Here is a 13,830-nt window from a genome sequence, read left to right on the forward strand (position 1 = left end):
TTCGACATGCACAAAGGCCCTACTCGCTCACCTGGCGTCGCGTCAGGAAAAGCATCAGCAGGGCCGCTCCAGCGCCAACCGAAGCAAGCCTTATCGACGTGCCGAAGCTCGCATATTGCGATACAAATCCCATCAGCGGCACCGCAAACAGCCCGGCAAGGAAGATGGAGTTCATGTAGAGCGCGGTTGCCCGCGCCGTGCGCCCGCGCGCGAAACCCTGCACGAAGGTCAGGCATGTACCGGCACAAAGTCCGTAATAGGCTCCCTCCAGCGCCGCGCCGACCAACATGGCCGGTAGCGTCGTGACCGAAGCTATGACATTGAACGCGACGATCGCCATCACGGCCGCGATGCAGAGAAGGATGCGGGCACTGACCCGGCGCATGATCCTCGGCGCAAGCAGGATGAGCAGCACCTCCATGGCGCATTTGACGCTGAGCGACAGACCCGGCGCATAATCCGGCAGGCCCACCTCGCGCACCAAAAAAACCGGCAGGGCGGAAGCGCAGAGCGCGTGGGCGAAAGACATGCAAAAACTGGCCGCCGCCGCCAGAAGCAGCGGCAGGTTGCGCCCCTCATCGGCCTCCCCCTCCTGCCGCCGCTCCATCGGGCATGTCTGGCCGCGCGGCACGATGGCAAGCGCAAGCCCGCCCCAGATGGTCGTCATCAGCAGGGCGATGCCAAATACGGCCTTTGCGCCGGCAAGATCGAAGATGAGATAGGCTGCAGCCGGCAGCAGCATCCACGCCAGCGACACCATCGTCCGCAGGAAAGCGTTATAAGAGGCAGTATTCAACGCCTGCACCCGGCCGTGATAACGTCCGTAACTGAAGATGAGGGTGCTGGCAGCGTTGGAAAGCCCCATGCCGACCGCCGTTATCGCCACCAGCAGTCCCAAATGCCCGAAGGTCGCAGCCCCCACCGCGACAAAAGCGCCGGACACGGAGAGAAGCAGCAACGGCCGCACCCGCACCCCGGCATCGACACGCTCGCCATAAAAACGGCTGGCGATAATCGAGGCAACCATCGCCGTCACGCTATAAAGGCCAAGCGTTGCCGGCGGATGGCCGAGCACCTGAATGATGTAAAAACCGATAAACGGCACGACAGCCGCGTTGGTGCCGCCGGCAACGAAGACCAGCAGCGCGATCATATAGGCCTGACGATCAAAAGCGCCCGGCGAAGTGCTTTTCTGAAGCATGGGGAATCGATTGGAAGCTGGGAGACGGGACAGGATCGCACCATCTCACCAAAACCGACCGCGGTTCAAGCTCGTAAATCAGGAAGCGCACGTTTTTTGGCTTTGAACGAAACGTGCTTCTTCTTTCGCGTCTCCCGGCAAGCACAGCCTCGCAATAAGTTACCCGGCCCGGCAGAACATCTTCCGCCGGGCCGGTATGGATCGATAAAACGGTCCCATGGTTGCCCATGGCGTTGACGCTATCAGCGACCTCGTCTTCTCGGAAGAGCGGAAGCGCCCCTGATCAGAACTTTACGCCGAGACCAACCTTGACGACATGTTCATTGACATCGCCGACCGACGAGATCGCACCCGTTCTATACGTCGCCTTACCAAAATCGTTGTAGCGATATTCAACGCGGCCGAACAAATTGTTGGTGAACGCGTAATCAATACCGGCGCCAACCGTCCAGCCGTGCAGCACTTTGCTGTCCTTGCCGAACGGTGCATCCACTTCACTGTCGGTCGCGGTGTAGCCGCCGGCAGTGTAGATCAAGGCACGATCGATGGCATAACCGGCACGCAGACGCGCGGAGCCGTTCAGACCTGCGGAAACCTTGCTGGTAACAATGGTTTTATCGCCCCAGGCATAACCAAGGTCACCTTCGACGCCGAGAACGACGGATGGTGCCACCTCGAAATTATAACCGGCAAAACCGGAAAAACGGGCGCCATCGAATTCATGCTTTGTGGTGACGCCAAAAGTGGTCGACTTCACACGGTTCCAGCCATAACCAGCCGAAGCACCGGCGTAAAAACCGTCCCAGGAAAAGGAAGGCGCGACGTCATTGACATACGGTGCAGCCGGAATGTCATTGACCGCATCAGCGGCAACCGCAGCACCCGAAAACACGCCGAGTGTGACGAGCGCCAGAAATGATTGTTTCAACATGCGATAGCTCCTTGAAAAATAACTTCACCCACCACGTTGCGGGGCACGAACAAATCCGCCACGAAACACAACGTAATTAACAAGGTGAACGCACCTTATGATTGAAGCTCAACAAGGTTAACATCGTGTGAAAATTATAAAAATATAAGTATGAACGATATAAATCCGTTAATATTTCCAGACATAACAATATATAAATTAGACAATCGACACGTAAATCCGAGCGATCATAATTAAGCGATTACGGCTAAGTCCAATCTACAAAATCCATCAGAAGTAGCGTTAAGCACGCAACATTGTGAAAGTATGGCAGAGAAAATATGAACAAAAAAAGGGGGCCGCGAGGCCCCCTTTCAGGTGTGCGATGCGCCGTTTGTTGTTGCCGGAAGCGCCATGCGTCATACACACGCAACTCGGAGATCGTTCCCGGCTTATGTCCTGCGCGCATCGTTACCGTCGAAAATCCCTGTCGATTTTCGATCTGACTGATTAGTGCCGACGCTTCTTGCCGCCGTCATTCTTGTTGTCGATGACATCGACGGAGGTCTTGTTGCCGTTCAGAATACCGCTCAGGATGCCGGTCTTGTTGCCGTTCAGAATCCCGTTATTGGACAGGATACCGTTGAGCCCCAGATCGATGCTTGGCGACACGACGACGAGCGCGCCGCCCTTGTTGCTGTTTCCGGAAAGGATACCGCCCAGAAGACCGCCGGCATTGGCCTGACCAACGGAAGCGATAGTAAGAACAGCGGCTACACAAGCAAATTTAGCAATCATTTCTCTCTCCTCTTATGTTTGATCACGCCCCATGGCGTAACTGAACTGTATATTTAGAGGATTCTAATTCAAGCAAAGGCTAATATTACAATAAACGATTAACATTAATACTTGTGAATTTAATAAAATTTTATTGATACCGCCCCGAGTTCCTCACGCTGACCTGATTGCTCTGAGTAATCATTTGCTGTTGTGGCAGTAAAAAATCCCCGGAAACTTTATTAACCATCTAAATATAAGATATTGCTTAATTAGAGACCGGAGATGCGAATGCGACTGGGGGGATGTATCGCGCTTGTTCTTGGGCTTGCCTGCGCCTCCGGCGCGCGGGCGGGTGAAAGTGCGGATGAGCACAATTTCACCTACAAGTCGGGCGTCGCCTATGACACCAATTATTTCGCCGATACCAATCGCCTGAGCGCGATTTCGCTGCGCGCCGGCTTCGGGCTCAACGGCAAGATCGCTCTGGAAGGGACGGAACTGCGTTATGCGCTCGAGCACGAGGAGGTCCGTCTCCCCCGTTATAGTTTTGCCAATGAACACAACACCATTGCCTCTCTGGGGTTAACCAGGCGTTTTTCCGAAAAACTGGAATGGGCCATCGAGTTGCGCGGCACGCGCAGCGATGCCGGTGATATCTTCGTGCACCTGCCCGAAGAAGACATCGGTTATCGGCGGCTGGACCACAAACTGGAGGCCTCTTCCCAGCTCGGCATCCTCGCTTTGGGCGGTAAGAACACGCTGACGGCAAGCCTCGCCAGCCTGATGAAGGGCAAGGCGCGTTTCAGGCCGGCCTATTTCCTGCCCACCCGGCTGGAAGCCAATGAAGCACTTTTATCCCTCAAGGCCGAACATGAACGACCGCTGGGCGGCGGCGAAGCGGGGCTGACACTCGCTTATGACCGCATCGTCGTGCCGGAAAGCCAGCAGGAAAAATACGAGCGGTTTGAGGCCAATACGCTGCGCGGCTCACTGGCCTATGGTTACAAGCTCTCCGAACGTTTCGCGGTTCTGGCTGAGGCGGGCCTCACAACCATTTCCGGCGATGAGATCAGCGACAAGGTGAAGCGCACCCGGCCCTACCTGCGGACAGAAGCCGAGGTAAAAGCCACCGACCGCATAACCTTCGGCGCCGGCTTTTCGCAGGACTATGCGCTTTTCGACCCGGATGACCCGATCGCCGAATTCCATCGGCGCTGGCAACTGGTCATGAAAAGCAAGCTCACCGACAAGGTGGGGCTCAACCTTGCCCTGCAGCGCGTTCACAAGGACTGGATCTATTATAATTACGACACCAGCGAACGCAGGCTGGTGGCCACACTCTCCTTCGACACCGGCAAGAGCAGCAAGCTTGAAGTGGAATTCAACCGTCTTCTGCATGGCGAGCGCGACACCGACTTCTCTTATAGTGGCTCCAGCGTCACCTCACGTTTCACCGGCACATTCTGAAATATCCCGCCGGTCGGCGCCGGGTCGAAATTCGGTCCCAATTTCTGCTAGACTCGGGCCTTCAAGATTCGAAGGCAGGACAGACCGGATAATGAACAGACGATTTTTGCTTCTAGCGGCCGGCCTTGCCTGTATTCCCGCCGCGGCCTCGGCCCATCCGCACATCTTCGCCGAGGCGCGCATGGAAATTGTCGAGGGGCCGAACGGCACCGTGCAGGAGGTGCGCAACATCTGGCGTTTCGACGAGATGTTCTCGGCAAGCGTGGTGATGGATTACGACAAGAACAGCGATCTGAAGCTGGACAAGGACGAGTTGGCCGACATCGGCAATACCGTGCTGGAATCGCTTGCCGAATATTCCTACTACACCTTCATCACCGCCGACAGCAAACCGGTTGCATTTGGAAAGCCGGAGGCCATTCACGTCGACTACAAGGACAATCAGATCCTGATGTTCTTTTCGGTCAAGCCGACCAAGCCTCTGGCCATCAAGGGTAAGCTGAGCTTTGGCGCCTGGGATCCGACCATGTATACGGCCATCGATTTCGCGAAAGACGGCGATCTAGCGATGCAGGGCAAGGATCTCGCCGCCTGCAAGCACCATGTCGTCCGCCCGGACCCGGACGAAGTGCTCGCCCAAAACCAGAGCACCTTGACCGACGCCTTTTTCAACGACCCGACCGGCACCGATATGACCAAAATGTTCGCCACCCGGCTGGAGGTGACATGCTAAGCCGCAGCGGGCGTCTGGCCGGACATCTGAGCATCGTCGCCATCGGCTTGCTTGCCGTTGCGGGTGCTGCCCATGCGCAATCGCCGCTCGGCATCGGTTCGGCCGAACCGTCCTTTGCGCTCGGCGGACCGTTTGCGCCGCTGATGCAATGGATCAATGTGCACCAGCAGATGTTCTACCGGGCGCTGACCGGCGCGTTGAAAGCCATGCGCGAGGATGGCTGGGCGCTTGGCTCGCTGATCGGCCTATCCTTTGCCTATGGCGTTTTTCACGCCGCTGGCCCCGGCCATGGCAAGGCCGTCATCTCGTCCTATATGATCGCCAATGAAACGCAGCTGAGACGCGGCATTCTGATTTCCTTCGTGTCGGCGCTTCTTCAGGGCGCAGTGGCCATCGGACTCGTCGGCGCGGCATGGCTCGTTTTGCGCGGCACGTCGATCACCATGACCAAGGCGACACAGGCGATGGAGATCGCCAGTTTCGCCATGGTGGCGCTGTTCGGGGCCTGGCTTCTGGTGCGCAAACTCTGGTCGCTGCGCATCCGGCGCGAGCCCGTCGCCGTCTTCGCCACTGCGGGCGAAACATCGACCGGCAGAGCCACCGGCATGGGCACCGGACTACGGTTCCAAGGCAAGCCGGTTTTTGCCGATCACGATCATGATGGCACGGGCGACCTCTGCTCGGCCTGCGGCAAATCCCATGCACCTGATCCCATGCTTTTGAAAAGCAAGAACTTCAGCCTGCACGAGGCATGGTCGGCCATCATCGCGGTGGGGCTGCGGCCCTGCTCGGGCGCGATCATCGTCATGAGTTTCGCGCTTCTGAACGGGCTTTTCCTCGGCGGGGTGCTATCGGTCCTCGCCATGTCGCTCGGCACCGCCATCACCGTGTCGGCTCTCGCCATCATGGCGGTATCGGCCAAGGGCCTTGCCGTGCGTTTTGCCGGCCCCGGCAGCCGCAAGGCAGCGGGCATCAGCCACGCGATCGAGATCGCCGGCGCACTGTTCGTTTTGATTATGGGGCTGTTATTGCTCGGCGCGTCGCTTCGATTCTAGAGCATTTCCGGTAAAAACGTGGAGCGGCTTACGTCCGGAAATGCATTAGAACAAAAGACCTGGAGCACGTGGTGGTACTCTAACCGTCGCGGCGACGCTGGTAACGTGCGCGCAGCCAGAACACCAGGAAGAAACAAAGCACCGCCACGGTACCGAAGGCAGCGGCAAGCCAGGGCGAATAATCACCCAGCCACAGCATGATTTTCGGCATGATGAAAAACACCAGCCCGAAGCCGATGATGATGAGGGCGGCGGCAATGGCCGGCGACCAATCCTTTTTCTCAACCATTGGCAAGCTCCGCACGGATATCCTCGAGCTTGCGCTTCTGCGCCCCGTCATCTGCAAAATTCTCCGGCGAAAGCCAGATTTCGAAAGCCCTGCCGATCAGCGGCCATTCACCGTCGATCATCGAAAACCAGGCGGTGTCGCGGTTCTCGCCCTTGGAAATCATATGTTGGCGGAAGACGCCTTCGAAGGTGAAACCGTAACGTTTCGCGGTGATTTTCGACGGCTCGTTTTCATTGTGGCATTTCCACTCGTAGCGGCGGTAACCCAGATCCTCGAAAACATGTTTCGCCATCAGGTAATGCGCCTCAGTGGACAAGGGCGAGCGCTTCATCTTGCCGCCATGCGCGACGGAACCGACCTCGACCACGCCATTGGCAGGATCGGGCCGCATGTAGCTCGCCATGCCCACGACATCACCACTGGCATTTTCCACGAAGACCAGCGTAACCCAGTTGAGCTTTTGTCCCGCACCAATCAGCCAGTCGCCAAAGGCATCAGCATCGGGAAAGGCGTTTTGCGGGAAATATTTGAGAAGAGCATTAACGCCCTCACCGCCAAGTGCGGCCCAGAGCTTCGCGAGATGCCTGCCACGATCAAACGGCTCCGCCGTCACGTAACGGCCCTTCAACACCACCGGCTGTGGCGCCGGACATCCCTTGAAATCACTCAGATCGCGCATTCTCTTCCCCATTGTCTGGGACAAGGATTAGGGCAAGCGGGATGGGATGACAACAGTGCATCTGCGGCATTGGGTGGGTGTGGCTCACCCCCCTCTGCCCTGCCGGGCATCTCCCCCACAAGGAGGGAGATCGGCAAGACGCTCTACCGCCACTTCAATCTCAAACGTTGAGATGGGCGAAATCTCGCCTCGGGTCGATCTCCCTCCTTGTGGGGGAGATGTCCGGCAGGACAGAGGGGGGTGAGCGCCACCCACAGACGTCAAAAGCCGGACGTCAAACCTTCGCCGCCACCACCGTCGCCTCGATATGGTCCACCAGCGCATCCGGCAACCCCAACCGCCCGGCCAAAAGATCGAGATACCCCCGCTCCGCACGCGTATCGGCCTCGATGGCAAGCCGCGAAGCGGTATAAAGCTCGACCTTCTGCTCTTCCGTGCGAGCGGCGGCCACCAGTGCGTCGATATCCAGCGGATCGGCCAATTCCTTTTCCAGGAACCGCTCCGCCTCGGTATCGAGACCGGAAACCTGCACCTTGTCCATGATATTGGCGCGCTCCTTCTCATCGATATGACCGTCGGCCTTGGCGGCAGCGATCATCGCCTGGATGAGCTTCAGGGCAAAATCATTGGAAAGGGAGGGCGATTGCGGATGGAAGGCGGAATCGGCGGGCGGGGCCAGAAGCTCCGGCTCGGGTTTCGGCGCGGCTTCCGGGGCCTGCCCCGACTTGTAATTCTTGTAGGCGAGATAACCGAGGCCGGCGATGGCGGCGACACCGCCGATGGTGGCGACATTGCCGGCGAGCTTGCGGCCGGTCTTGGTGCCCAGAATGGCAGCGGCGAGCGCGCCGGCCTTCATAGGGTTGTTCTTGGCGATATCGGCGGCCTGCCCGGCTCTGTCACGGACGCTTCCCGAAAGGCCCGGCACCTGCGAGCCGAGGAATTGTTCAAGAAGCTTCTTGGCGTCGAACATCAAAATCTCCTGTAAAGGTCAAAATCTACAGGGGAGATAGGAAGCCGCGGCGCGAATATAAATGTCAAACCCGCTCACGCCTTCGTGAACGGGTTTGAAGCAATGTCAATCAGCCGCGCAGAGCGGCCGCTTCAGCGGCAAGCTTGGTGATGCCCGCCCAGTCGCCGGTCGCCACCAGTTCGCGCGGGGCGACCCAGGAGCCGCCGACGCAGACGACGTTCGGCAGCGACAGATAGTCATTGGCATTCTTCAGCGAAACGCTGCCCGTCGGGCAGAACACCGTGCCGGCGAGCGGCGAGGACAGCGCCTTGAGGTAAGGCGCGCCGCCAGCCTGTTCGGCGGGGAAGAACTTCAGGACCTTGTAGCCCTCGTCACGCAGCGCCATGACTTCGCTGGCGGTGGCGGCACCCGGAAGCAACGGCACGTTGGAACCGTGCGCTGCCTGCAGCACACTTTTATTAATGCCGGGACTGACGATGAAGGTGGAGCCCGCTTCGGCTGCGGCTTCAAAATCCCGGGCGTTGAGAATGGTGCCGGCACCGACATGGGCGCCTTCCACTTCCGCGGCAACCGCGCGGATGGCATCGAGTGCCGCCGGCGTGCGCATGGTGATCTCGATTGCCTTCAGGCCGCCAGCGACCAAAGCGCGCGCAAGCGGCACGGCGGAAGCGGCATCATCCACGATCAGCACCGGCACGACCGGCTGAAGTTTGAGGATGGAAAGAAGTTTTTCGGAGTCCTGGGCCAAGATGAGCCTCCCTTGCGCGATTGAAACGATTGAAATCCCGTTTACCGATTAGCCTGCCCCGGCTATGATGTCGAGGCGTGGCAAGGCCATTTTTTATCCAGATACTTCAATCAATTCGCTTCTTCGCGACGTCATCTTGCGATAATCTGACGCACCAGTTTGCGGAGACAGCATGGCCAAGGAAATTGAACGGAAGTTTCTTGTTGCAGGCGGTGAATGGCGCGATGAGGTGACGCATAGCATGGCTTTTCGGCAGGCATATGTCGCTTCGCTGGAAAATCGCTCGGTCCGGGTCAGGATCGTCAATGGGCGTGATGCGACACTGACCATCAAGATCGGCGCAAGCGCGCTTGTCCGCGACGAATATGAATACCCCATCCCCCTCAGAGACGCGGAAGAGTTGATGGCGAGTGCGCCGGGGGTGGTGATAGAAAAGACACGTCACACGGTTGACCATGGCGGTTTCACCTGGGAAATCGATGTTTTCGAAGGCCGGTATCAGGGGCTGGTCGTCGCCGAAGTGGAAATGAACGACGAGAATGCCAAACCCGACCTGCCGTCTTGGCTTGGGAAAGAGGTGACGGGTGACCGCCGCTTTTCCAACCAGTCGCTCGCCATGGACTGTTCGAGTGGAGACTTGCAGGATGCCCTTCAGGATTGATCCGAAAAAGCCCTTTGGCGACGAAATCCGCCGCGCCGGGCTGGAACTGATTAAGGACGCGATTACGATCCTTCGCGACCAGCCCTCCGGTTCGCATGAGGCGGTGCACGATGCCCGCAAGCGCTTCAAGCGGCTGCGGGCGCTCTACCGCCTCATCCGCAAGGCGGCGCCCGATTTCAGCCGCGAGGAAAATGCCCGTTTCCGCGATATTGCCCGCTCACTCGCCTTTGCGCGGGATGCGACGGCGCTGGTGGAAACGGCAGAATATCTCGAGGCTTTTGCGCTCTCCGATGCGCAAGGTCAGGCGTTGCGATCGATTACGGCAATGCTGCGCGAGCGTCGCGACGACGCCATCAACCATGAGGTCGATCTTGACGGCGCCATTGCGGCGGCTATCGCCGGCTGCGAGGCGGGACACGAAAGGCTTGCGGCTCTCTCTCTGTCGGATGATCTGAAAAAGACGGCGAGGCTGGTGAGAAGCAGCTGGGCTAAGCAAAGGGTAAAGGCGCGCAAGGCGCTCTCAGATTGTCGCGACCAGGCAGATGTTGAGCATTTCCACGAATTGCGCAAAGCGGGGCAGACCCACTGGATGCATCTTGGCCTCATGCGCCGCCTCTGGCCCTCCGCCATGCGCGCCAAGCGTGCCGACACCAAACGGCTGGTCGATATTCTCGGCCACGAGCATGACCTTTCAGTCCTCACCGCCGTTGCCGACCGGGAGCCGGACCGTTTCGGCAATGGCGAGCGACTGGCGCTTCTTCTCGATGCGATCATCGTAAGACAGCAGGCATTGCGCGCGGAAGGCCTTGAACTGGCGGACGAAGTCTTTTCCGAATCCGCTCGCACCGAAAGCCGCATCGTCGGCCTTTTGTGGCGGCAGGCGGCTAAATAGGCTGGAAACCCGGTAGAATCTCGGGATTTGACGATTTTCAAAATGCTGGCCGCAGCGGATAAATATTGCTTTGCGGCCGCCGTCGCTGTATTTCAGCGCCCATGACCGACACGACCATTCTCCCCCGCCCGGAAGTCTCTGGTGATTTCCTTGTGGCCGCACTTTATCATTTTGCCCGCCTGCCGCGGTTCGAGAGCCTGCGCGAACAGCTGTTCGAGCTCTGCCAGAAAAACGGCGTCAAGGGCACATTGCTGCTGGCTGCCGAAGGCATCAACGGCACGATTGCCGGGCCGGATACGGGTATTCATGCGGTGCTTGCCTTCCTGCGCGCCCAGCCGGAATTTGCCGCGCTTGAGCACAAGGAAAGCCGCGCTTCGCACATGCCTTTCGTGCGGCTGAAGGTGAAGCTCAAGAAAGAGATCGTCACCATGGGCGTGCCGGATATCGATCCGAACCGCATCGTCGGCACCTATGTCGAGGCGCAGGACTGGAATGCGTTGATCACCGACCCGGACACCATCCTCATCGATACGCGCAATGATTACGAGACCGCCATCGGCCTCTTCAAGGGCGCTGTCGATCCGCAGACCAAGACCTTCCGCGAGTTTCCCGACTGGGTGAAAAACAATCCCGGCCTGCACAACAAACCGAAGATCGCCATGTATTGCACCGGCGGCATTCGCTGCGAGAAGGCCACCGCCTTCATGAAGGAACAGGGTTTCGATGAGGTCTATCACCTCAAGGGCGGCATCCTGAAATATCTGGAAGAGGTGCCGGAAGAAGAGAGCCTCTGGGAAGGCGCCTGTTTCGTCTTCGACGAGCGCGTTTCGGTGGTGCACGGCCTTGCTGAAGGCGACCACCAGCTCTGCCACGCCTGCCGCAACCCGATAACGCCGGAAGTACGCCTGTCACCCAAATTCGAGGAAGGCGTTTCCTGCCCGAGCTGTTACGACGACCGCACCGAAGAAGACCGCCAGCGTTTCCGCGACCGCCAGCAACAGATCGAGCTGGCGAAAAAGCGCGGCGAGCAGCATTTGGGACGATAAAACCGCCATCTTCTGCCCCGGGGGGGAGAAGATGGCGCGGTAACGTCGTATCGAGTCTTACAGCTTCACCCATCCGCCATTGTTTTTGCCGGATTCGATGCAGGCAGTAACAAAGGCAACACCCTTTACCCCATCATCGATGGTCGGATAAATCACCGCCGTGTCCAGCGCCGAACCCGTGCGGCGGGCTTCGATGGCGTGTGCAGCCTCGGTATAGATGGTGGCAAAGGCCTCGAGATAGCCTTCCGGATGGCCTGACGGAATGCGGGTGACACGCGCGGCGGCCGCCCCCGCCCCGGCACCACCACGGGTGACCAGCTGCTTCGGTTCGCCAAGCTTGGTGAACCAGAGATAATTCGGATCCGCCTGCGTCCATTCGAGGCCGGCCTTGTCGCCATAAACACGAACCTTCAGCCCGTTTTCATGGCCGACAGCCACCTGGCTGCACCAGAGCAGGCCCTTGGCGGACTGCTTGCCGTCCTTCGGCTTGAAGCGCAGCATTACATGCGCATTGTCATCCAGCCGGCGGCCTTCGACGAAAGTGTGCACATCCGCCGCCAGTTCATCGGCGTCCAGACCGGAAATGAAGCAGCCGAGATTATAGGCATGGGTGCCGATATCGCCGGTGGAGCCTCCGACGCCGGATTGCGCCGGGTCGGTGCGCCAGACAGCCTGTTTCGCGCCGGTCTGTTCCAGCGGTTCGGCCAGCCAGTCCTGCGGATATTCCATCTGCACCAGACGGATCGTGCCGAGTGCACCGGCCTCTACCAGTTCCCGCGCATGCCGCACCATCGGATAACCGGTATAGTTATGGGTGAGGATGAAGAGGGCATCCGCCTTGTCGGCCACATCCTTCAGCTTTTTGGCGTCCTCCAGATTGGAGGTTAGCGGCTTGTCGCAGATGACATGGATGCCGCGCTCCAGAAACGCCTTCGCCGCCGGATAGTGCACATGGTTGGGCGTGACGATCGACACCGCCTCGATGCCATCTTCGCGCAGCGCTTCCTTCTCCGCCATTTCCTCGAAGGAACCGTAGCAACGTTCGGGATCAAGCCCCAACTCGCGGCCGGAAGCGAGGGATTTTTCCGGTGTGGACGACAGCGCGCCTGCAACCAGATCGAAGCGGTTGTCCAGCCGCGCGGCCATACGGTGCACGCCGCCGATAAATGCACCCGAACCGCCGCCGACCATGCCGAGGCGGATGCGCTGGTTTGCCTTGTCTGTGGTCTTGCCTTCAATAGCCATAATGTCTCCTCGGCATTTTCTAAGCGCATTTCCGCACGGAAAACCGCTTCACATTTTTTCTGGAAAGGCTTTCAAAGCCCAAGCATACGGCGATTGGCAGCATCGTCGGTGCCGCTCGAGGCGAAATCGTCAAAGGCTTTTTCCGTGACGCGGATGATATGCGCCTTGACGAATTCGGCCCCTTCGCGCGCACCGTCTTCGGGATGTTTCAGCGCGCACTCCCACTCGACCACGGCCCAGCCGTCGAAATCATTGGCCGCCATTTTCGAGAAGACCGCGCCGAAATCCACCTGCCCGTCACCCAGCGAGCGGAAGCGGCCGGCCCGCTCCACCCAGCCCTGATAACCGCCATAGACACCCTGCCGACCGGTCGGGTTGAACTCCGCATCCTTGACGTGGAACATCTTGATGCGGTCTTTGTAGATGTCGATATTGTCAAGATAATCGAGGCATTGCAGCACGTAATGCGAGGGATCGTAGAGCATGTTGGCGCGTGGGTGGTTCTTCACCCGCTCCAGAAACATCTCGAAGGTCACGCCGTCATGCAGGTCTTCGCCCGGATGGATTTCGTAGCAGACATCCACGCCCTGCTCATCGGCATAATCGAGGATCGGCGTCCAGCGTTTCGCCAACTCGTCAAAGGCGGTTTCCACCAGACCGGCCGGGCGCTGCGGCCAAGGGTAAATGAATGGCCAGGCGAGCGCGCCCGAAAAGGTCGCATGCGCCGTGATGCCGAGGTTTTTAGACGCTTTCAGCGCCATCTTGACCTGCTCGACGGCCCATTGCTGGCGCGCCTTGGGATTGCCGCGCACTTCCGGTGCGGCAAAACCATCGAAGGCTTCGTCATAGGCCGGGTGAACGGCCACCAGCTGGCCCTGCAAATGGGTGGAAAGCTCGGTCACTTCCACGCCGTTCTGGCGTGCGACGCCGGCAAACTCGTCGCAATAATCCTTCGATTCCGCTGCTTTTTTGAGATCGATCAGCTGTCCGGCCCATGTCGGCACCTGCACGCCGATATAGCCTTTTTCAGCCGCCCATTTTGTAATGCTGTCCCAGCTGTTGAACGGTGCAGCATCGCCAGCGAACTGGCCGAGAAAAAGAGCCGGCCCCTTGATCGTTCTCATAAAATAACCTCCCTGTATCGATACAGTTAA

15 protein-coding genes are annotated in these 13,830 nt (G+C 58.8%); 6 read left to right on the forward strand and 9 right to left on the reverse strand.

What is annotated here, in order from left to right; all coding sequences use genetic code 11:
* Positions 1 to 19: 19 nt before the first annotated feature.
* The 3 genes from FCH38_RS21905 to FCH38_RS21915 form a co-directional block, all read right to left on the reverse strand.
* Complete coding sequence (locus tag FCH38_RS21905) at positions 20 to 1,201, reverse strand: MFS transporter (protein ID WP_174375152.1); 1,182 nt, start codon at positions 1,199 to 1,201, stop codon at positions 20 to 22.
* A gap of 283 nt (positions 1,202 to 1,484) precedes the next feature.
* The gene (locus tag FCH38_RS21910) at positions 1,485 to 2,132 is read right to left on the reverse strand and encodes an outer membrane protein (protein ID WP_149901567.1); all 648 of its coding nucleotides are present in this window, start codon (positions 2,130 to 2,132) and stop codon (positions 1,485 to 1,487) included.
* A gap of 489 nt (positions 2,133 to 2,621) precedes the next feature.
* Entirely contained in the window at positions 2,622 to 2,909 is a 288-nt protein-coding gene (locus FCH38_RS21915) for a hypothetical protein (RefSeq protein WP_149901568.1), read from the reverse strand.
* 270 nt (positions 2,910 to 3,179) lie between these two features.
* Here FCH38_RS21915 and FCH38_RS21920 point away from each other — a divergent pair, with 270 nt between their 5' ends.
* The 3 genes from FCH38_RS21920 (at position 3,180) to FCH38_RS21930 (ending at position 6,146) form a co-directional block, all read left to right on the forward strand.
* A complete protein-coding gene (locus FCH38_RS21920; RefSeq protein WP_174375153.1) occupies positions 3,180 to 4,358 on the forward strand; it encodes a hypothetical protein in 1,179 nt (392 codons plus the stop codon).
* A gap of 91 nt (positions 4,359 to 4,449) precedes the next feature.
* On the forward strand, positions 4,450 to 5,091 hold the full coding sequence (locus FCH38_RS21925) for a DUF1007 family protein (RefSeq protein WP_174375154.1): 642 nt from the start codon (positions 4,450 to 4,452) through the stop codon (positions 5,089 to 5,091).
* Positions 5,085 to 6,146 (forward strand): nickel/cobalt transporter, encoded by a 1,062-nt coding sequence (locus FCH38_RS21930; RefSeq protein WP_149901570.1) that lies wholly within the window; start codon positions 5,085 to 5,087, stop codon positions 6,144 to 6,146. The genes FCH38_RS21925 and FCH38_RS21930 overlap by 7 nt, the downstream gene beginning before the upstream one ends.
* A gap of 79 nt (positions 6,147 to 6,225) precedes the next feature.
* Here the strand turns inward: FCH38_RS21930 and FCH38_RS21935 are convergent, their stop codons facing one another.
* From FCH38_RS21935 to FCH38_RS21950, 4 genes are all read right to left on the reverse strand, one after another.
* Positions 6,226 to 6,435 (reverse strand): hypothetical protein, encoded by a 210-nt coding sequence (locus tag FCH38_RS21935; protein ID WP_153516869.1) that lies wholly within the window; start codon positions 6,433 to 6,435, stop codon positions 6,226 to 6,228.
* Positions 6,428 to 7,114, reverse strand: coding sequence for a GNAT family N-acetyltransferase (locus FCH38_RS21940; protein ID WP_174375155.1), 687 nt, complete (start codon positions 7,112 to 7,114; stop codon positions 6,428 to 6,430). Before FCH38_RS21940 ends, FCH38_RS21935 begins: the two co-directional genes overlap by 8 nt.
* 274 nt (positions 7,115 to 7,388) lie before the next feature.
* On the reverse strand, positions 7,389 to 8,084 hold the full coding sequence (locus tag FCH38_RS21945; protein ID WP_174375156.1) for a tellurite resistance TerB family protein: 696 nt from the start codon (positions 8,082 to 8,084) through the stop codon (positions 7,389 to 7,391).
* Between the two features lie 109 nt (positions 8,085 to 8,193).
* Positions 8,194 to 8,832, reverse strand: coding sequence for a 2-dehydro-3-deoxy-phosphogluconate aldolase (locus FCH38_RS21950; RefSeq protein ID WP_149901574.1), 639 nt, complete (start codon positions 8,830 to 8,832; stop codon positions 8,194 to 8,196).
* Positions 8,833 to 9,004: 172 nt separating this feature from the next.
* Between FCH38_RS21950 and FCH38_RS21955 the strand changes: the two genes are divergently transcribed.
* The 3 genes from FCH38_RS21955 (at position 9,005) to FCH38_RS21965 (ending at position 11,431) form a co-directional block, all read left to right on the forward strand.
* Positions 9,005 to 9,493, forward strand: a complete 489-nt coding sequence (locus FCH38_RS21955) for a CYTH domain-containing protein (RefSeq protein ID WP_149901575.1) — start codon at positions 9,005 to 9,007, stop codon at positions 9,491 to 9,493.
* Positions 9,477 to 10,385 carry a CHAD domain-containing protein gene (locus tag FCH38_RS21960; protein WP_174375157.1) on the forward strand — a complete coding sequence of 303 codons (909 nt, stop codon included), beginning with the start codon at positions 9,477 to 9,479 and terminating at the stop codon, positions 10,383 to 10,385. The genes FCH38_RS21955 and FCH38_RS21960 overlap by 17 nt, the downstream gene beginning before the upstream one ends.
* A gap of 101 nt (positions 10,386 to 10,486) precedes the next feature.
* Positions 10,487 to 11,431 (forward strand): rhodanese-related sulfurtransferase, encoded by a 945-nt coding sequence (locus FCH38_RS21965; RefSeq protein WP_149901577.1) that lies wholly within the window; start codon positions 10,487 to 10,489, stop codon positions 11,429 to 11,431.
* 57 nt (positions 11,432 to 11,488) lie between these two features.
* On the opposite strand, the gene FCH38_RS21970 is transcribed toward FCH38_RS21965, so the two are convergent.
* Together FCH38_RS21970 and FCH38_RS21975 are read right to left on the reverse strand one after the other, a co-directional pair.
* The gene (locus FCH38_RS21970; protein WP_153516873.1) at positions 11,489 to 12,676 is read right to left on the reverse strand and encodes a Gfo/Idh/MocA family protein; all 1,188 of its coding nucleotides are present in this window, start codon (positions 12,674 to 12,676) and stop codon (positions 11,489 to 11,491) included.
* A gap of 71 nt (positions 12,677 to 12,747) precedes the next feature.
* Complete coding sequence (locus tag FCH38_RS21975; RefSeq protein ID WP_149901579.1) at positions 12,748 to 13,800, reverse strand: sugar phosphate isomerase/epimerase family protein; 1,053 nt, start codon at positions 13,798 to 13,800, stop codon at positions 12,748 to 12,750.
* Positions 13,801 to 13,830: the final 30 nt, after the last annotated feature.

The organism is Agrobacterium tumefaciens, assembly GCF_013337285.1.
Classification (GTDB): Bacteria; Pseudomonadota; Alphaproteobacteria; order Rhizobiales; family Rhizobiaceae; genus Agrobacterium; species Agrobacterium burrii.